Origin of the sequence: Burkholderia sp. AU30280 (assembly GCF_020420125.1) — a bacterium.
In the GTDB taxonomy this organism is placed as follows: Bacteria; Pseudomonadota; Gammaproteobacteria; order Burkholderiales; family Burkholderiaceae; genus Burkholderia.
This window is the reverse complement of sequence record NZ_JAIZRY010000020.1, coordinates 46,415-64,623: the sequence shown is the minus strand read 5'-3', so window position 1 is coordinate 64,623 and position 18,209 is coordinate 46,415. Positions and strand designations below refer to the sequence as shown.

Below are 18,209 nucleotides of genomic sequence, written 5' to 3'. Positions count from 1 at the left end.
GGCCGGCCGATTCCGCTTCAGCGGCTCACTCGCGGCCGTTACGCCACCCCGGCCATCTTCGACGCATCGACCAGCATCTGCACGCCGAGCCCGCCGAGAATGAGCCCCATCGCCCAGCGCTGCGCGAGCAGCAGCGTCGGGCGTCCGTGCAGGAATTTCGCGATGCGGCTCGAACCGATCGCCACCAGCCCGTTCGCGCAAGCGAATGCGGTGATCAGCAGCGAACCGAGAAACAGCGATTGCCCGAGCACGCTGCCGTTCCGGTAGTCGATGAACTGCGGCAGCAACGAGATGAACAGCATCGCGAGCTTCGGGTTCAGCACGCTGGTCGTCGCCCCCATCGCGAGCAACCGGAGCGGCCGCTCGCTGGGCAACGCCTGCACCTCGAACGGCGAGCGGCCACCGGGCCTGACCGCCTGCCACGCGAGATACAGCAGGTATGCGGCACCGATCACGGCCAGCCCGCTGCCCGCGTAGGGCACGTTCATGAACAGCGTCGTGATGCCGAACGCCGCGCCGAACATGTAGAACAGGTAGCCGATCATCACGCCGCCGAGCGAAATGAGCCCCGCCGTGCGACCTTGCGCGATCGAGCGCGACATCACGTAGACCATGTTCGGCCCGGGCGTGACCGCGAGCATGCCGCCGATGACGAGAAATCCGTAGAGCGATCCGGACGTATGCATGTCTGATGATTCCTGCAACGAGTGAGGGCTGACGAGATGCATTGTCCGGCCGTGGAGGAGAACAGTAAAACGGGATAAACTGAATCGATTAATCAGTTTTTCTGAATTCCATGAAAAAGCTCGACCTTGATGTGCTCGCGATGGTGGTGGCCGTCGCCGAATCCGGATCGTTCGCGCAGGGCGCGCAGGCCGTGCACCGGTCGCCGTCGGCGGTGAGCATGCAGATCAAGGCGCTGGAAGACGCGCTCGGCAAGCCGCTCTTCATCCGCGACACGCGCAACGTGACGCCGACCGACGACGGCACGATGCTCGCCGAATACGGTCGCCGGATGCTGGCGATGCGCGACGAGGCATGGGCGTCGGTCGTGCGCCCGGAGATCCGCGGCCGCGTGACGATCGGCGTGCCCGACGACTACATTTCGTCGCTGCTGCCGCAGGTGCTCGGCAAGTTCGCCGCGATGCATCCGCGCGTGGAAGTGCGCGTGATCGGCCAGCCGAGCAGCGCGCTCGTGCCGATGCTGAAGGACAACACGGTCGATCTCGCATGCCTCACGCGGATCAAGGGCGTGACCGGCGAGCTGATCCGGCTCGAACCGCTCGTCTGGGTCGGGTCGCCGAAGCGCAACGTGTGGGAGGAGCGGCCGCTGCCGGTGGCCTTCTTCACGCACGGCGGCAGCATGGCGCGCGATCAGGCAGTCAAGGCGCTGAACCGGCGGAAGATCCCGTACCGGATGTCGTACGAAAGCCCGAGCCACCTCGGCCTGCTCAGCATGGTGGAGGCCGGGCTGGCGGTCGCGCCGCTCGCGCGCTGCTGCATTCCCGATCATCTCGTGCAGCTGTCGGAAAGCCACGGGCTGCCGTCGCTCGGCGAACTCGAGGTCGTGCTCGCGCGCAGCGCGCAGTCCGCGCGCCCGCCGTGCGACTACCTGGCCGAGCAGATTCTCGGCGAATGGCGCACCTGAGCGGCCCGCCGGCGGTCGCGCTTCAGCACGACTTCAGCAGCCATTCGCGGAACGCGACGAGCGACGGCAGCGTCTCGTTCCCCGGCGGGTAGATGAGGTAGTAGCTGCGCTGGCTGGTGATCGCGTCACCGATCGACACGAGTTCGTTGCGGCTCAGCTCGTCTTCCACCAGCACCTTCGGCACCAGCCCGATCCCCATCCCGGCCCGCACGGCCTGGATCAGGTGCGACGTGAGCTCGAAGCTCGGGCCGATGCGCATCTGCCGATGGTCGAGCCGATAGTGGGAAAACCATTCCGCCCACGCCTGCTGGTTGCTCGTCACGCCGAGCAGCGTCTGCTTCGCGGCCCATGCCGGCGTGCGTGCGCCGGCCTTGCGGCGGCTTGCGCTGCCCGCGTCCGGCGGCGCGATCGCGATCAGGAACTCGTTGTACAGCCGGTGCGCGTGCAGGCCCGGCCAGTCGCCCGCGCCGACGGTAATGGCCGCATCGAGGTCGTCGTTGAGAAAATCGACGCCGCCGATCCGCGAATGAAGGTGCACGGTCACGCCCGGATGCGCGGCATAGAAATCGTGCAGGTGCGGTAGCAGCCATTTCGAGCCGAAAGTGGGCAGCGTCGCGAGCCGTAGCGTACCGGCGCCCACCTGGTGCGACATCGCCTGCAGCGTCGCGCCGCGGATGCGCCCGAGTGCACCGCTCAGCTCGGTGAAGTAGCGGCGCCCCACCTCGGTCAGCTTGACCGAGCGGCCCTCGCGTCGGAACAGCGGCACGCCGAGCTGATCCTCGAGGGTCTGAACCTGCCGGCTGATCGCGCTCTGGCTCAGCGACAGCTCCTCGGCCGCGCGCGTATAGCTTTCATGCCGCGCGGCGGCCTCGAACACGAGCAGCAGCGACATCGACGGGGTGAGGCGACGGTAATTCATGAGTTTTATGCAATATTCGCCGGAGCAGAATTCGTTTGTTTCTCGCGAAGTATCCAAAGATACTGGAAATCCCGGTCGCGTGGAAACTTGCTAAAAAATCATGTTTCGGCCGCGCGAGCCGGCCGGTTCCACCCACACACTGCCGCTTCTACCCCATGTCGATCGTCTCGTTGCCCCGTCCCGCCCGCCCGCCCGCGCAGGCATACCGTGACTTTCTCGCCGCGCTGCAGGCCGCCGGATTCGCCGGGGAAATCCGCGCGGATCACGCGAACCGGACGGTGCAGGCCACCGACAACTCGATCTACCAGCGCCTGCCGCAAGCGGTGGTCTGCCCCGCGCATACGGACGACGTCCGGCTGCTGGCGCGGCTGCTCGCCGAGCCCGCGCATCGCGACGTCGCGGTGGCCGCGCGCGGCGGCGGTACGGGCACCAACGGGCAATCGCTGACCGACGGCGTGGTCGTCGACCTGTCGCGCAACATGAACCGGATCCTCGAAATCGACGTCGAGCAGCGCTGGGTGCGCGTGCAGGCCGGCGTCGTCAAGGATCAGCTCAATGCGGCGCTGAAGCCGCACGGGCTGTTTTTCGCGCCGGAACTGTCGACGTCGAACCGCGCGACCGTCGGCGGGATGATCAACACCGACGCGAGCGGGCAGGGCAGCTGCACGTACGGCAAGACGCGTGACCACGTGCTCGAGCTCGATTTCGTGCTGATGGGCGGCGAACAGTTGCACAGCGACGCGCTCGCGCACGACGAGCTGGAGCGTCGCTGCGCGCGGCAGGACCGCATCGGCAAGGTCTACCGCACCGCGCGGCGCATCAGCGACGACAAGGCGGCGCTGATCGAAGCGAAGTTTCCGAAGCTCAATCGCTGCCTGACCGGCTATGACCTCGCGCACCTGCGCGAACCCGATGGCCGCTTCAACCTGAACAGCGTGCTGTGCGGCGCCGAAGGCTCGCTCGGCTTCGTCGTCGAGGCGAAGCTCAACGTGCTGCCGATCCCGAAGTATTCGGTGCTGGTCAACGTGCGCTACGCGGGCTTCATGGATGCGCTGCGCGACGCGCGCGCGCTGCTCGCGCACCAGCCGCTGTCGATCGAGACGGTCGACTCGAAGGTGCTGCTGCTGGCGATGAAGGACTTCGTGTGGAGCAGCGTGGCCGAGTATTTCCCGCAGGACGACGCCCGGCCGACGCTCGGCATCAACCTGATCGAATTCAGCGGCGACGACGCGGATGACGTCGATGCGCGCGTGCGCGCGTTCGTCGACCATCTGCGCACCGATACGAGCGTCGAGCGCCTGGGCCACACGCTCGCGGCCGGCGACGACGCGGTGAAGCGCGTGTATGCGATGCGCAAGCGCGCGGTCGGCCTGCTCGGCAACGTGCAGGGGGAGGCGCGCCCGCAGCCGTTCGTCGAGGACACCGCGGTGCCGCCGGAGAACCTTCCCGCGTATATCGCCGAATTCCGCGCACTGCTCGACGGCCACGGGCTGCAATACGGGATGTTCGGGCACGTCGACGCGGGCGTGCTGCACGTGCGGCCGGCGCTCGACATGAAGGACCCGAAGCAGGCGGCGCTGGTGCGGCCCGTGTCGGATGCGGTGGCGGCGCTCACACAGCGCCACGGCGGCCTGTTGTGGGGCGAGCACGGCAAGGGCGTGCGCTCCGAATATGCGCCGGCGTTTTTCGGCGAGCTGTATCCGTCGCTGCAGCAACTGAAGGCCGCGTTCGATCCGCACAACCAGTTCAACCCGGGCAAGATCGCGACACCGCCGGACCCCACGATGCGGCTGCTGAAGATCGACGAAGTGCCGACGCGCGGCGACCACGACCGGCAGATCGACGAGCGCGTGTGGCAGCGCTACGGCACCGCGATGCACTGCAACGGCAACGGCGCGTGCTACAACTTCGACCCGGACGATGCGATGTGCCCGTCGTGGAAGGCGACGCGCGAGCGCGTGCAATCGCCGAAGGGGCGTGCGTCGCTGATGCGCGAATGGTTGCGCCTGCAAGGGCAGGCCGGCGTCGACGTCGTCGCGGCGGCGCGTGCGCGGCAGCCGTTCCTGAGCGGCCTTGCCGCGCGCTGGCGCAACAGCCGCGCGGCGCGCAACGGCGAAGCCGATTTCTCGCACGAGGTGTACGACGCAATGGCCGGGTGCCTCGCGTGCAAGTCGTGCGCGGGGCAGTGCCCGGTGAAGGTGAACGTGCCGGAGTTTCGCTCGCGCTTTCTCGAGCTGTATCACCAGCGCTACCTGCGGCCGCTGCGCGACTACCTGATCGGTTCGCTCGAATTCACGATGCCGTGGATGGCGCGGGTGCCCGCGCTGTACAACGGGCTGATGCGGGCGGGATGGGTGCGCACGGTGCTGGAGCGGCACGTCGGCATGGTCGACAGCCCGCTGCTGAGCCGCTTCGATCTCGCGGCCGTGATCCGTCGATGGCGCGCGAAACCGGCCGACCCGCAGGCGCTCGCCGCGCTGGGCGACGCGCAGCGCGCACGCAGCGTCGTCATCGTGCAGGACACGTTCACGCGCTATTTCGATACCGAGCAACTGGCGACGCTGATCGAGCTGACGGCGCGCATGGGCTTTCAGGTGTGGCTCGCGCCGCTCGCGCCGAACGGCAAGGCGCTGCACGTGCAGGGCTTTCTGCGCGCCTTTGAGCGCGCGGCGATCCGCAATGCGACGCAGCTGGCCGCGCTGGCGCGCTCGGGCGTCGCGCTGGTCGGCCTCGATCCGGCGATGACGCTCACGTATCGGCAGGAATACCTGAAGGTGACCGGGCTCACCGATGTGCCGAAGGTCGCGCTGCCGCAGGAATGGCTGCTGCAGGCACTGCCGGAAGACGGTACGGGAGCGAGTGCCGGCAGCGTGCCCACGGCGTACCGGTTGCTGCCGCACTGCACCGAGAAGACCAATGCGCCCGACAGCGGCAAGCAATGGGCGCAGGTGTTCGCGCGACGCGGGCTGCGTTTGCAGGTCCAGGCGGCCGGGTGCTGCGGGATGTCGGGCACCTACGGGCACGAGGCGCGCAATCTCGCGACGTCGAAGACGATCTATTCGCAGTCGTGGGCGGCGCACGTGGACGGGCCGGAGGACGAAGGCGAGGCGCTGGCGACCGGGTATTCATGCCGCAGCCAGGTGAAGCGGATGTCGTCGAAGCAGGTGCGCCATCCGTTGCAGGCGTTGCTCGATCACGTGCGGGCGGCGGGGTGACGATCGGGCGTGGCGTTTCGCGTTGCCCGCGAGATGACGTTCGTTTCAGCGTCGAGCGGTAGGCACCGTGCCGCTGTCGACGCACGCCGGTGCTCAGGCGTCGGCTTTGGCCGTCTTGCTGGAATGCGGCTTGTCTGCCGCGGGAAACGTGCCGCCGCCGCGCGGCCGTTTCGGATCGATCCGCATCTGCCGGATCACGCGCCGGAAATCGATCTCGTGCGCCGCCATCGTGCCGATCAGTGTCGCGATGACCGCGAGGTGGGACGGGACCGTGCCCTTGCTCGAGTAGTTCGTGATCGAGCTTTCGTTCATCCGGATCAGGCGGGCGAACTCGCGCGCCGTCAGCTGTGCTTTCTTCAACTCCTGTTGGAATTCCGCGTACGCCATTGCACACATGATGCTTTGTCTCCGTGAATCAGAAATCGGCCCGCGCGGCGCCGGCGCCGACGACGACGGGTGGCGTTCCCGTCGTGCCGGCGCGGCGGCGGGTTACATCTTCACCTGGTCGAGGAAGGTCTTCTTGCCGCTCTTGTAGCCGTAGATCGAGATGATCCCGTGCGTCAGATCGCCCTTCGCATCGAACGTCGTCGTGCCGATCACGCCTTCGTACTTCGTCGCCGGCATCGCCGCGAGGATCTTCGCCGGATCGGTCGAGTTCGCGCGCTTCATCGCGTCGACCGCGATGTAGACCGCGTCATACGCGAACGGCGCGTCGAACTTGATGCCCTGGTTGAAGCGCTTCTGGTACTTCGCGAGGAAGGCCGCGCCGCCCGGCATCTTCTCGAGCGCAGCGCCGGCCTGCGAGCACAGCACGTTGTCGGCCGCCGGGCCGGCCAGTTCGGCGAGCGAGTCGGTGCACACGCCGTCGCCGGACAGGATCTTCGCGCGCAGGCCGAGCTGCTTCGCCTGCTTCGCGAGCGGGCCGCCGGTGGCGTCCATGCCGCCGTACATGATCGCGTCCGGGTTCTCGCCCTTGACCTTCGTCAGAATCGCGCGGAAGTCGACCGCCTTGTCGTTGGTCGCGTCGTGCGACAGGACCTTCAGGCCGAGCGCTTTCGCCTTCTTCTCGAACTCGTTCGCGAGGCCCTGGCCGTACGCGGTCGAATCGTCGATCACCGCCACGCTCTTCACGCCCTTCGACTGAGCGTAGCTCGCGAGCGCCGGGCCTTGCTGCGCGTCGGTCGCGACGACGCGGTAGGTCGTCTTGAAGCCTTGCTGCGTGTAGGTCGGGTTCGTGGCCGACGGCGAGATCTGCACGATGCCCGCGTCGCTGTAGATCTTCGACGCCGGGATCGACGTGCCCGAGTTCAGGTGGCCGATGACGGCGACGACCTTGTCGTCGACCAGCTTCTGCGCGACCTGCGTGGCCTGGCGCGGGTCGGCCGCATCATCCTGCGCATCGAGTTGCAGCGTGATCTTCTTGCCGCCGATCGTGAGCCCCTTCGCATTGATTTCCTCGACTGCGAGGCGCGCACCGTTCTCGTTGTCCTTGCCGAGGTGCGAAATGCCGCCCGTCGTCGGTTCGACGCTGCCGATCTTGACGACCTGGTCGGCCATCGCGGTCGACGCGGCCGCGAACGCGGCGGCAGCCAGTGCGACGGTGACCAGGGGTTTGCAGCGCATGCCGACAGTGCTTCGTTCCATCTGCCTTCTCCGATTTGAATGTCTTTCTATTGACGTCTCGACCAGCCGACGGCGAGGTCGGGGCGATCGGACGAGTCTCCATAGCCATCATGGGCTTCACTTGCATCGCGTCCGGCCGCTCGACGTGCCGCCCAGGTGAGCGGGTGAATCGGGGCCGGATACGGTGCAATTCGTATGAATATATATGAAGCCGATTTTGCGCGCTGCAGCGAATCGCGTTGCGGGGGCGTGTGCAGCACGGCCGGCGCCCGGCATTCGAAGGCGCCGGATGCCGGAAATCGTGCATCGCGGCAGGCTACGGCCTGCGATTCACTGTCGACGGCCTTACGACCGCATCCATTATTCGGCCGGTGGCCGGGGGGAAGCCATGGACACTGATGTGCGGTCAATCCGGAACTGTTCGGTCGATTTGTCTGCACAGTTTGGGCGATTTCGATTGCGTATCCGGTTGCGGGGCCATGCTTCCTCGGCATCGACGTGCGCTTTGATGCAACTAACGGTCAAGTCCGGAGGCATCGGCGAACTGGCGCCGATCGACCGCCCACGCAACGCATTCGGCTTCGCAGATGCCGGGGTTCGTCCTGGCCGGCCCGCTTGCGGATCACCGGGGCGATCGGGCCGGCTCGATGCGGCGTCGAGGCTACGAACGTCCGCGCAACGCCACGAAGATCACGCCGGCAATCGCCAGCAGGCCGCCGCACACCGTCTCGATGCCGGGCCGCTCGCCTGTCAGTGCCATCGACATGAGCGTCGCGACCGCAGGCGTCAGATAGAGGAAGTTGGCGGCGCGCGCCGCGCCGAAGTAGCCGAGTGCGAACGTCCACGTCGCGTAACCCAGCGCGGCGGGGAAGATGCCGAGCGTCAGCACGGCCAGCGTCGTGTCGCGCGCCCCGCTGCCCAGCGCCGCGAGTGCGCCCGGCAGCCACGGTGCGAGCAGCAGCGCGCCGGCCAGCAGCGTGTACGCGGTGCAGGCCAGCGCGCCGTATACCGGAATCAGCCGCCGCTGCAGCACGAAATAGCTGGCCGAGCACAGGGCCGCGCCGAGAATCAGCGTGCTGCCCGCGCCGAGCACGAGGCCGCCCGGTTGCCCGCGCGCGATCACCGCGATGCCGGCGAGGCTGACCAGCGAGCCGAGCCAGCCCCAGCGATTGAAGCGCTCGCCGAGAAACACGGCGGCCAGCAGCGCCGTGAAGATCGGCAGCGTGTTCACGATGAAGCTCGCCGCGCCGGCCGAGACGGTCTGTTCGCCGGTATTGAGCAGCGCGTTGTAGAGCGCGATGCCGAGCAAGCCGCACAGCAGGAAGCGCAGTGCGTCGCTCCGTGTCGGCACGCGTGGCCGCCGCGCGATCAGCCACGCGACGATCAGCACGGCCGCGGTGGCGAAGCGCGCCGCCGCGAGCTGCAGCGGAGTCAGGCCATGCAGGCCGATCCGGATGAACGGGAAAGCGGACGCCCACGAAACGATCGTGAAGGCGACCGCGCCGGCCGCGATCAGCGGCTGTCGCGCAGGGCGCGACGACGGTGTGGAGAGTGTGTTCATGCGCCAATGATGCGATGTGGCAAGATGCTAAGCTAGCGCACAGATCAGCACGCAGATATGAACATGATTCACAGCTCGAACCGGCGGACGGCCAGCGCTTCAACCCGCGCGAAGCGCGCGCCGGCAGCGTCGCCCGCCGCTGCGCCGGCGCCGGGTTCGCGGCCGCCGCTCGCGAGCCTGGAGACGGTGTGCACGGTCGCGCGCGAGGGTTCGTTCCTGGCTGCGGCCGATGTTTCCGGCGTGACGCACGGCGCGATCAGCCGGCGGGTGGCCGCTGTCGAAAACTGGCTCGGGCTGAAGTTGTTCGAACGTCATGCGCGCGGCGTGCGCCTGACGCCGGACGGCCAGCGCTTCGTCGGCCGGATCGAACAGGCATTCGCGATCATCGACAGTGCGGCCGATCAGTGGCGCTCGCCGCGTACGCCGCGACTGGTCAGGATGAGCGTGGTGCCGGCCTTCGCGCAGCTCTGGCTGTTCGAGCGCCAGCATGCGCTCGAGAGCGAGGCGCCCGCATTGCGGATCGAACTCGGCATCGATCTTCGCAACGTGGATATCGCCGGCGGCGAGGCGGACCTGTCGGTCCGGTACGGGCGCGGCAACTGGCGTCAGCTCGAGACCCGCGCGTTCATGCCGGAGCGGCTCTATCCGGTCGCGCATCCGCGGCTCGCCGCACAACTGGCCAAGGCGCGCCGCCGGCGCGGCGATGCCGCGTTGCTCGACCTGCCGTTGCTGCACGATTCCGATGTGACCGGCTGGCGCACTTGGTTCGATGCATTGGGCGTGCCGTTCAAGCCGCGCGCGCAGGATCGCCGTTTCGAGGACTACAACCTCGTGCTGGCCGCGGCCGAGGCCGGACTCGGCGTGGCGCTGGCGCGTGTACCGCTCGCCGACGCCTATCTCAAGCGCAGCGGCCTCGTGCGCGTGAGCCGGCACGAGGTCGATTCGGTGCTCAGGTATTACTTCGTGCACGCGAAGGGGGAAAATCGGCCTGAGGTGCTGGCGTTGATGGAGCGGATGCGATCGGCGGTGGGGGCAGAAGGTTAGCCGGCCTGCCGCCGCGAGACCTGCCACGGTGCGCCGGCGGGGGCGAAGAAAGCGTTGTGCGATATGGGGCACTAGGCTCGGGCCGCCGGATCGACGACAATGCGACCGCGAATAACGATGAGGTGGAGCGATGAACGAAATTCGAAAATACATGCATCCGTGCGGATGCAAGCGAGGTCAACAATGAACAAGCCAGACAAGTCGTCGAAAGCGCGTGCCGCGCTCGACCAGCTGTTTTCGGGCATGGCGCCCGCGGATGCGACGCGCGCGTCGCGTCCGGGCAATCCGTTCGAAGCGAGCGCAGACGACGCATCCGCCGGCACCGGCGGCCGCGGCGGGATCGAAGTCACGCTGTCGACCCGGATCCAGTTGCGCGGCTATCCGAATGCGAACGCATTCATGAAGCGCATGGCCGAGGCCTGGGGGCTGGAGTGGGGGATGTACGACAGCGTCAAGGCCATCGCGACGCTGCCCGCCGGATGGCGAGCACGCCGGCTTCCGGAAGTCACGCAGATCGTCGACGGGCACGACGTGCTGCGCGCGGAGAGCAGCCTGCAGGGCGGCGAGATGTCGTATCTGAAAGTGCATCCGCGCTATTACATCGACGCACGCAAGGGGCTGGGCTGGGGCAAGTCGTCGAAGGCGTCCGACGATCCGGATCTCGACGGCCCCGACTGGAACTGCTTCGTGATCGATCGCGAAAAAGCCATCGAAGTGCACGAATTGACCACCTCGTCGCTGAAAGCCGACATGGACAACGCGCGGGCGACGTTGGTGAAATGGCTGGACGAGAACTATCCGAATCATCGCGATCCCTTCGCGTACTGGACGGATTGCGAAGGGGCGTCGTAATTTTGCGTGGTGGCCCGGTTCGGTATCGCGGGCACACGCTGCGCGACCGGCGCCGTAGCCGGCGGCGCGCAGGCCGCTTCGAGGCATCGGCCGGTTGCGACGGGAGCGCCAATTGAAACGAGCCGGTTTCGTCCCGGTTCTCTGGGCAGCGTTCGGTGCGGCGTTCGGCTCGACGGTCGTCGAACTGCTGCTCTGGCCGATCGTCGGCGACGACGCCATCGCGAACCTGTTGCGCGACACACGCCTCACGGCGGCGATCGTGATGGGGCGCGGCGTGCTCGGTGCATCGGCCGGCTTCGATCCACGGGTCATGGCGGCCGCGACCCTCGTGCATATCGTGTTGTCGCTGGCCTACGCGGCCGTGCTGGCGAAGGTGATTCGCAACCTGTCGCTTGCGGCCGCGCTATTCGCGGGCGGCGCGTTCGGCCTCATCCTGTACGGCGTCAACCTGTACGCCTTCACCGCGATCTTCCCGTGGTTCATCCCGGTTCGTGGCGCGATCACGCTCGTGGCCCATCTGGTATTCGGGATCACCGGAGCAGTCGTTTACCGCCTCGCCAGGCGCCAGGCCCGACGCCAGCCGCGGCAACGATAGTCGCGGTTGCCCGTGTCGACCATTTGCACCATTTCCACCACTTCGATCGCGTCGCCCGCTTCAACGGGATGGAGCATTGCCGCTTCGGCGTACCGATCGGCGGCGGCTTTCGCCATGGCGCGTTTCCTGGCACCGCCGGCCACGGATTCGACGGCATGCATCCGTTCGGCGGCGTGAGCGGATTCGGTGGAATGCGCCGACGTCAGGCGGTGTTTCCGCGCAAATCCACGGCCAGCGCATCTGCTAATCGAGCCGCCCGCGCAAGTCGTCGAACGGAATCATCACGTGCGTGCGATAGGCGGGCCGCGCTTTCAGCCGTTCGTACCAGGCTTGTACGTGCGGCAGGTCCGGCCGTGCGATGTCGAGTTCGAAGTAGCGATACAGGTGCGTGCCGGCCGCAATGTCGGCGAGCGTAAGCGTGTCGCCCGCGAGAAACGCTTGCCCGGCCAGCGCCGCATCGAGCGCCTGGAAGTGCTGCGCGCACGCCGCGATGCTTTGCTCGACGCGCGCCGTGTCGCGCTGCTCGGGCGGCGTCCGGAAGTAGCCCCGGAACACGCCGTTCAGGAACGTCGGCTGCAGCGTGGATTGCGACCAGTCCATCCAGCGGTCGGCGCGCGATTGTTCGGCCGGGTCGTCGCGCCAGAAGCCGGGGCGTCCGTAACGTGCGGCGAGGTAGCGCAGGATGCTGTGCGATTCCCACACGACCGTGCCACCGTCGTCGATCACGGGCACGCGCCCGTGCGGGTTCATCGCGAGAAAGGCGGGCGTGTCGAGCACGCCGAACCGGCCGCCGGCCGGCACGTGCCGATGCGGGAGCGCGAGCTCGTCGACGAGCCACATCACCTTCTGGACGTTGAATGCATTGCGGCGCCCCCATACGGTCAGCATGCCGGCCTCCTTGTGTCGTGCGGAACGGGATCGCGACAGTGTAAACGCCGGCAGGCGCGCACCGCGGTACGCGCCTGCCGGCCGTCGTCGTTGCCGCCGTGCGGCGGCGCGATCAGAACTTGTGGCGAATCCCGACGATCGCGAGCTCCTGCGTATCGGTGCCGGAGTTCACGCCGTACGAGCCGACCGACGCGGCGGCCTTCACGACCGCGCCGTTCGCGTTGAGCGTGTTGCCGCTCGCCTTCTGGTAGCCGAACAGCGCATACAGGTCGGTGCGTTTCGACAGCGCGTAGTCCGCGCCGAGGTTGACCTGGTTGTAGTGCGCGGAACTCGGCCCCGTCAGCGACGTGTAGTTGTAGCCGACGCCCGCGCGCAGCGCTGGCGAGAACTGCCAGTTGAAGAACGCCGAGCCGTTGTTGAACTTCGCGTTCTGGCTGAACGCCGACAGCGTGTCCGCGCCGTACTGCGTATTCGAATACGCAAGGCCGAAGGTGGCGGGCCCGGCGACGTACTGACCGGCCACGCGCACGATCTGGATCGACTTCGCGCTCGAGAAGCCCTGGTTGATCACGGTGTTGAACAGCGTGTCCGAGCTGCTCGACCACGTGCGCACGCCGTTCGCGACGGTGGAGCCGCCGTTCGCGTAGAAGAAGCCGGCGCCGAGCGACAGCGGGCCGTTCGCGTAGCTTGCGCCGAAGCTGTACGTGCGGCCGCTGCCGGTGGCGCCCGCGACGCCGCCGAAACCGTACAGGCCTTCGAACTGGAAGCCCGAGATCAGCGGGCTCGTGTACTTCACCGAGTTGCTGACGCGCAGGCTGTTGTCGTAGTTGTCGAGGTCGCCCGGCGTCGCGAACACGCCGCCGAAGTAGTTGTCCTGCGTGAGGCCCTGCACGAGATCGACGACCGGATCGTACTGGCGGCCGAGCGTCACGGTGCCGTACGTGCTGCTCGCGAGGCCGACGACGGCCTTGCGGCCGAACTCGCGCGAGCCCTGGCCGAGCGCACCCGTGCCGATGTTGAAGCCGTTCTCGAGCTGGAACAGCGCGGCCAGGCCGCCGCCGAGATCCTCGGTGCCGCGCAGCCCCCAGCGGCTACCCGACAGGTTGCCGCTGCTGAACTTGACGAGACTCGACGCGTTGCTGCCGTTCGCGTTTTGCGCGTTGTGTACGTAGGCGATGCCCGCGTCGGCGATACCGTACAGCGTGACGCTGCTTTGCGCGTGCGCGCCGGCGGCATGGAGCGCGGCCGGCAGTGCGAGCAGCGCGAATGAACGGATCTGTTTCATTGTTGGATTCCCCCGTTGGTCGATTGGTCTGACGAGTCGGTGAACGATACGGACAGCGCATCGTCGAGGGAACCAATAAATAGTCGGATCGTTATGAGGCGGTGCGGGGATGGGTGCGCGCGCAACTAGATGGCAGCCGGTGATCAAGGGCGCTATGCGTCGTGCCGACGCGACACGCTTCCCGGCACGAGCGTCATCCGCTGCCGGCGCGAGTCGACGCCGAGCTTCGCGTGTCGCGCGATCCGGCGCGGGGATCGTTGTCGACCGTCGCCCGATACGTACAGCCGCGGCTGCGCCGCATTCAACGCGTCGTCGGCTTCCGGCTGCCACGGAAAGATCCCGTTGCGGTCCGGCCACAGCAGCTGGACGCACGGGAAGTCGTCGTTGCCGTAGAACCAGCGATTCCAGCCGAGATGGGCTTCATAGTGGGTTTTCTCGATGCCACGGCGGTACCGCTTACTGCTCCGCGCCTTCCGCGTCCGCCGTTTCGCCGAGGAACCCGCCGCTCTGGTGCGCCCACAGCGCCGCATAGATGCCGCCCGCCTGCAGCAACTGCTGATGCGTGCCTTCCTCGACGATGCGCCCTTCGTCGAGCACGATCAGCCGGTCCATCGCCGCGATCGTCGACAGCCGGTGCGCGATCGCGATCACCGTCTTGCCGCTCATCAGGCCGTCGAGGCTGCGCTGGATCGCGACTTCGACTTCGGAATCGAGCGCGCTGGTCGCCTCGTCGAGCACGAGGATCGGCGCGTCCTTGAGCATCACGCGCGCGATCGCGACGCGCTGCCGCTGGCCGCCCGACAGCTTCACGCCGCGCTCGCCGACCTCGACGTCGTAGCCGCTGCGGCCGTGGCGGTCGCGCAGCCGGTCGATGAACTCGGACGCTTCCGCGCGCACGGCCGCGTCGCGCATCTCGCGCTCGGTCGCGTCGGGGCGCCCGTACAGCAGGTTTTCGCGCATCGTCCGGTGCAGCAGCGACGTATCCTGCGTGACCATCCCGATCGCGCCGCGCAGGCTGTCCTGCGTCACGTGCGCGATGTCCTGCCCGTCGATCCGGATCATGCCGCCGCCCACGTCGTAGAAGCGCAGCAGCAGGTTCACGAGCGTCGACTTGCCGGCGCCCGAGCGGCCGATCAGGCCGATCCGCTCGCCGGGCCGGATCGTCAGGTTCAACCCGTCGAATACGGCGCGGTCGTTGTCCTCGTGCGCGAACTGCACGTTGTCGAACACGATTTCGCCGCGCCGCACCGCGAGCGGCTTCGCATCGGGCGCGTCGACCACGCTGTGCACCTTCGTCAGCGTGTTGATGCCGTCCTGGATCGTGCCGACGTTCTCGAACAGCTCGGTCATCTCCCACATGATCCAGTGCGAATAGCTCGACAGGCGCAGCGCCGTCGCGATCACCGCCGCGACGACGCCCGCGCTTGCCTCGCCGTGCATCCACAGGGATAGCGCGAGGCCGGTCGAGCCCACCAGCAGCAGCGTCGACAGCAGGTGATTGACGACCTCGAACGCGCTGACGAGCCGCATCTGCGCGTCGCCGGTCGCCTTGAACGCTTCCATCGCGCGGCGCGCGTGGTCGGCTTCGCGCCGCGTGTGCGAGAACAGCTTCACGGTCGTGATGTTCGAATACGCGTCGGTGATGCGGCCCGTCATCAGCGCGCGCGCATCGGCCTGGCGGCTGCCGACGGCGCCGAGGCGCGGCACGAAATACGCGCACGCCAGGCCGTAGCCGAGCGCCCACAGCACGAGCGGGATCATCAGCCGCCAGTCGAAGCTCGCCGCGAGCGCGAGGATGCCGATCAGGTACGCGGCGACGCCGATCACGACGTCGACCGACATGAACAGCGCATCGCGCACCGCGAGCGCGGTCTGCATGATCTTGGTGGTCACGCGGCCCGCGAACTCGTTCGCGTAGAACGACAGGCTCTGGTCGAGCATCAGCCGGTGAAACAGCCAGCGCAGCCGCATCGGGAAGTTGATCGCGAGCACCTGGTGCTTGACCATCGTATGCAGCGCGATCAGCAGCGCACTGCCGGCGAGGATCGCCGCGAACCCGGCGAGCGTGCCGAAGTGCCGGCCGCCGAAATCGGCAGGCGTCGCGGACGCGAGCCAGTCGACCACGCGGCCCATCATCGCGAACAGCGCGGCTTCGTATGCGGCCAGCGCGGCCGACGTCAGCGCGATCAGCAGGATCCAGCCGCGCGCGCCCTTCGTGCACGCCCAGACGAACGAGAAGAAGCCCCGCGGCGGCGTGGCGGGATCGTCGAGCGGGAAAGTCGGCAGGCGTCGTTCAAACCACGAAAACATTGAAACCTCTCCTTGATGCGTCCACGCCGGCCGGCGCGGCCCGTATTGCCCGTTTCATGCGCGACGCCTTCGACGGCGACGCCGTGTTTCACACATGTCCACTGCGCCCGGATCCATGCGTCGGTCGGGCCGAGCGCGCCCGGTGCCTACGCATGTCGCCCGAGCGTCGTGGACAGCCGCTTCTTCCACTTGCGCGCGATGAAGCCGAAGCGGCGCGGCTCGATGTCGGGGCGGCGGCGCGGATCGGCCGGAACGTCCGCGTGGCCGACGATCGCGTCGTTGTCGCGTCGCTCGGCGGCCAGTGTCGCATCGATTCGATCCCGTTGCAGGCCGGTTGCCTGGGGCGACTGTCGCGCGAGGTCAGTGCGTTGCCGGCGCCAGCTGACGGCGCCGCCGACGATCATCGGGAACGCGGGCCGCACCGCACTCGCGACGCACGGAATCACCCGGTCAGCCGGTAGCGTCTTCCCGCGCCCGCACGCGGCGATGTTCGATCGCGCATGAAGTTGGTACGATCGCGCGTATCGTTCACGCCGGCGCTGCAAGCCGCCGGCCATCGGTCGCGCGGCCGCCCGGCAGCGCGGCCCCGTTCGGGAGAAGCGGCTCATGCTGCAGGCGTTCGCGGTCTTGCTGACCTTCCAGTGTCTCGGGGAAGGCGTGTCCTACCTGTTCGGCCTGCCGGTGCCGGGCCCCGTGATCGGCATGCTGCTGCTGTTCGGCTTCGTGATGCTGCGCCCTCAGGTGGCCGACGCGATCGAGCCGACCGCGCTCGAGCTGCTGCGCCACCTGTCGCTGCTGTTCGTGCCGGCCGGTGTCGGCATCATGGTGTCGGCCGACCGCGTGCGCGGCGATGCGGTCGCGGTCGTCGTCGCGCTGGCGGTCAGCACCACACTCGCGATCGCCGTGACCGCGCTCGTCACGCGCGCGCTGCTGCGCCGCCAGCGGCGCGCGGGCGGTGCGGCGGAGGGCACGCCGTGACGGCCTTCCCGAAACTCGGCGCGATCTGGGTCTATCTCGCCGCGACCCCGTTGCTGGGCCTGACCATCACGCTGATCGCCTACCTGCTCGCGCAGGCCGTCTATGCGCGGGCGCGCTTCAACCCGCTCGCGAACCCGGTGCTGATCGCGGTCGCGCTGATCGTCGTGCTGCTGACGATCACCCAGACGCCGTATCCGACGTATTTCGAAGGCGCGCAGTTCGTCCACTTCCTGCTCGGCCCCGCGACCGTCGCGCTCGCGCTGCCGCTGTACCGCCAGTGGTCGAAGCTGCGCCGCGCCGCGGTGCCGCTGCTGGTCGGCCTGCTCGCGGGCTCGCTGACCGCGATCGTGTCGGCGGTCGGCATCGCGGCGCTGTTCGGCGCGTCGCACCAGACCATCGCGTCGCTTGCGCCGAAGTCGGCGACGACGCCGATCGCGATGGCCGTCGCTGCCGAAATCGGCGGGATTCCGTCGCTCACCGCGGTGCTGGTGATCTCGACCGGGATCTTCGGGGCCGTGTGCGCGCGCGGGATCCTCAACGTCCTGCGCGTCGACGAACCGGCCGTGCGCGGGTTCGCGCTCGGCGTCGCGTCGCACGGGATCGGCACTGCGCGCGCGTTCCAGGTCAGCGAGGAGGCCGGCGCGTTCGCCGGGCTCGGGATGGGGTTGAACGGCGTGCTGACGGCCTTCGTCGTGCCGATCCTGCTGCCGGTGCTGTCGCGCTGGGTCTGAGCGCCGGCCGGGCCACGGCGGGTTATCGGTTTCCCTGATGGCGCGCGCGGGGCGCCGGAACGGCGGCGCATGCGATGCGCATGTATCGTGGCCGTTATCGGGAGAATTCAGGAACGCACGGGGACAAGTGCATACTGTTCGGCTAACGTTGCATCGGCGCCGTTGCCGCACGCGGTCGAGTGCGCCGGTGTCCGACCCACAACCAACAATCGACAATCGACAAGGAGATCCGGCCATGAAGAAGGCTCGCGTGGTTTCGGTGGCAGTGGCAGTAACGGCGTCGTTCGGTCTGCTGTTGACCGCCGCGCCGGCGGCATACGCGCAGGATCCGGCGTCCGCGCCGACGCAGAAGCAGATCGACAAGGCGCAGAAGAAGGCGGCCCGCAAGGCCGCCCGGGCGAAGCATGCGTCGGACCTGAAGGCGATCGGCACGGGCAGCGGCTACCGGCTGACCAACGACCAGAGCAACTATCCGCAGAACGCCGTCTCGAAGGCGCCCGCGACGAAGGCGGCGCCGGCCGCCCCGGCGTCGGGCCAGTAACGGCCGGACCCGGTACCCG

The 18,209-nt window shown here is 68.0% G+C and carries 19 protein-coding genes; 8 read left to right on the top strand and 11 right to left on the bottom strand.

Annotated elements, in window-relative coordinates; all coding sequences use genetic code 11:
• Positions 1–38: 38 nt before the first annotated feature.
• Positions 39–686: a LysE family translocator gene (locus tag LGN17_RS33510; protein ID WP_226201132.1), complete on the bottom strand. Its 648-nt coding sequence runs from the start codon at positions 684–686 to the stop codon at positions 39–41.
• Between the two features lie 110 nt (positions 687–796).
• On the opposite strand from LGN17_RS33510, the gene LGN17_RS33505 reads away from it, so the two are divergent.
• Positions 797–1,648 (top strand): LysR substrate-binding domain-containing protein, encoded by an 852-nt coding sequence (locus LGN17_RS33505; RefSeq protein WP_226201131.1) that lies wholly within the window; start codon positions 797–799, stop codon positions 1,646–1,648.
• Between the two features lie 22 nt (positions 1,649–1,670).
• On the opposite strand, the gene LGN17_RS33500 is transcribed toward LGN17_RS33505, so the two are convergent.
• Positions 1,671–2,567 carry a LysR substrate-binding domain-containing protein gene (locus LGN17_RS33500; RefSeq protein ID WP_226201130.1) on the bottom strand — a complete coding sequence of 299 codons (897 nt, stop codon included), beginning with the start codon at positions 2,565–2,567 and terminating at the stop codon, positions 1,671–1,673.
• 155 nt (positions 2,568–2,722) lie between these two features.
• Here LGN17_RS33500 and LGN17_RS33495 point away from each other — a divergent pair, with 155 nt between their 5' ends.
• Complete coding sequence (locus tag LGN17_RS33495) at positions 2,723–5,782, top strand: FAD-binding and (Fe-S)-binding domain-containing protein (RefSeq protein WP_226201129.1); 3,060 nt, start codon at positions 2,723–2,725, stop codon at positions 5,780–5,782.
• Between the two features lie 93 nt (positions 5,783–5,875).
• Here the strand turns inward: LGN17_RS33495 and LGN17_RS33490 are convergent, their stop codons facing one another.
• The 3 genes from LGN17_RS33490 to LGN17_RS33480 form a co-directional block, all read right to left on the bottom strand.
• Positions 5,876–6,178: an XRE family transcriptional regulator gene (locus tag LGN17_RS33490; protein ID WP_175969050.1), complete on the bottom strand. Its 303-nt coding sequence runs from the start codon at positions 6,176–6,178 to the stop codon at positions 5,876–5,878.
• A 93-nt stretch (positions 6,179–6,271) separates the two neighbouring features.
• On the bottom strand, positions 6,272–7,426 hold the full coding sequence (locus tag LGN17_RS33485) for a branched-chain amino acid ABC transporter substrate-binding protein (RefSeq protein WP_226201128.1): 1,155 nt from the start codon (positions 7,424–7,426) through the stop codon (positions 6,272–6,274).
• A 640-nt stretch (positions 7,427–8,066) separates the two neighbouring features.
• Positions 8,067–8,966, bottom strand: a complete 900-nt coding sequence (locus LGN17_RS33480) for a DMT family transporter (protein ID WP_226201127.1) — start codon at positions 8,964–8,966, stop codon at positions 8,067–8,069.
• Between the two features lie 57 nt (positions 8,967–9,023).
• Here LGN17_RS33480 and LGN17_RS33475 point away from each other — a divergent pair, with 57 nt between their 5' ends.
• From LGN17_RS33475 to LGN17_RS33465, 3 genes are all read left to right on the top strand, one after another.
• Positions 9,024–10,010 carry a LysR substrate-binding domain-containing protein gene (locus LGN17_RS33475; RefSeq protein ID WP_226201126.1) on the top strand — a complete coding sequence of 329 codons (987 nt, stop codon included), beginning with the start codon at positions 9,024–9,026 and terminating at the stop codon, positions 10,008–10,010.
• 183 nt (positions 10,011–10,193) lie between these two features.
• Positions 10,194–10,862, top strand: coding sequence for a nitroreductase (locus tag LGN17_RS33470; RefSeq protein ID WP_226201125.1), 669 nt, complete (start codon positions 10,194–10,196; stop codon positions 10,860–10,862).
• Between the two features lie 112 nt (positions 10,863–10,974).
• Positions 10,975–11,457 (top strand): sodium:proline symporter, encoded by a 483-nt coding sequence (locus tag LGN17_RS33465; protein WP_226201124.1) that lies wholly within the window; start codon positions 10,975–10,977, stop codon positions 11,455–11,457.
• On the opposite strand, the gene LGN17_RS33460 is transcribed toward LGN17_RS33465, so the two are convergent.
• The 6 genes from LGN17_RS33460 to LGN17_RS33435 form a co-directional block, all read right to left on the bottom strand.
• Entirely contained in the window at positions 11,409–11,573 is a 165-nt protein-coding gene (locus LGN17_RS33460; RefSeq protein WP_226201123.1) for a hypothetical protein, read from the bottom strand. The genes LGN17_RS33465 and LGN17_RS33460 overlap by 49 nt on opposite strands.
• 127 nt (positions 11,574–11,700) lie before the next feature.
• Entirely contained in the window at positions 11,701–12,345 is a 645-nt protein-coding gene (locus tag LGN17_RS33455; RefSeq protein WP_226201122.1) for a glutathione S-transferase family protein, read from the bottom strand.
• Between the two features lie 112 nt (positions 12,346–12,457).
• Positions 12,458–13,630 (bottom strand): porin, encoded by a 1,173-nt coding sequence (locus LGN17_RS33450; protein ID WP_226201121.1) that lies wholly within the window; start codon positions 13,628–13,630, stop codon positions 12,458–12,460.
• A 152-nt stretch (positions 13,631–13,782) separates the two neighbouring features.
• Positions 13,783–14,160, bottom strand: coding sequence for a DUF4262 domain-containing protein (locus tag LGN17_RS33445; RefSeq protein WP_226201120.1), 378 nt, complete (start codon positions 14,158–14,160; stop codon positions 13,783–13,785).
• Positions 14,087–15,940, bottom strand: a complete 1,854-nt coding sequence (locus tag LGN17_RS33440; protein ID WP_226201119.1) for an ABC transporter ATP-binding protein — start codon at positions 15,938–15,940, stop codon at positions 14,087–14,089. Before LGN17_RS33440 ends, LGN17_RS33445 begins: the two co-directional genes overlap by 74 nt.
• 146 nt (positions 15,941–16,086) lie before the next feature.
• Positions 16,087–16,386, bottom strand: coding sequence for a hypothetical protein (locus LGN17_RS33435; protein WP_226201118.1), 300 nt, complete (start codon positions 16,384–16,386; stop codon positions 16,087–16,089).
• A 160-nt stretch (positions 16,387–16,546) separates the two neighbouring features.
• Here LGN17_RS33435 and LGN17_RS33430 point away from each other — a divergent pair, with 160 nt between their 5' ends.
• From LGN17_RS33430 to LGN17_RS33420, 3 genes are all read left to right on the top strand, one after another.
• Complete coding sequence (locus LGN17_RS33430) at positions 16,547–16,918, top strand: CidA/LrgA family protein (RefSeq protein WP_047853084.1); 372 nt, start codon at positions 16,547–16,549, stop codon at positions 16,916–16,918.
• Complete coding sequence (locus LGN17_RS33425) at positions 16,915–17,649, top strand: LrgB family protein (RefSeq protein ID WP_226201117.1); 735 nt, start codon at positions 16,915–16,917, stop codon at positions 17,647–17,649. The genes LGN17_RS33430 and LGN17_RS33425 overlap by 4 nt, the downstream gene beginning before the upstream one ends.
• A gap of 235 nt (positions 17,650–17,884) precedes the next feature.
• Positions 17,885–18,190, top strand: a complete 306-nt coding sequence (locus tag LGN17_RS33420; RefSeq protein ID WP_175957421.1) for a hypothetical protein — start codon at positions 17,885–17,887, stop codon at positions 18,188–18,190.
• Positions 18,191–18,209: the final 19 nt, after the last annotated feature.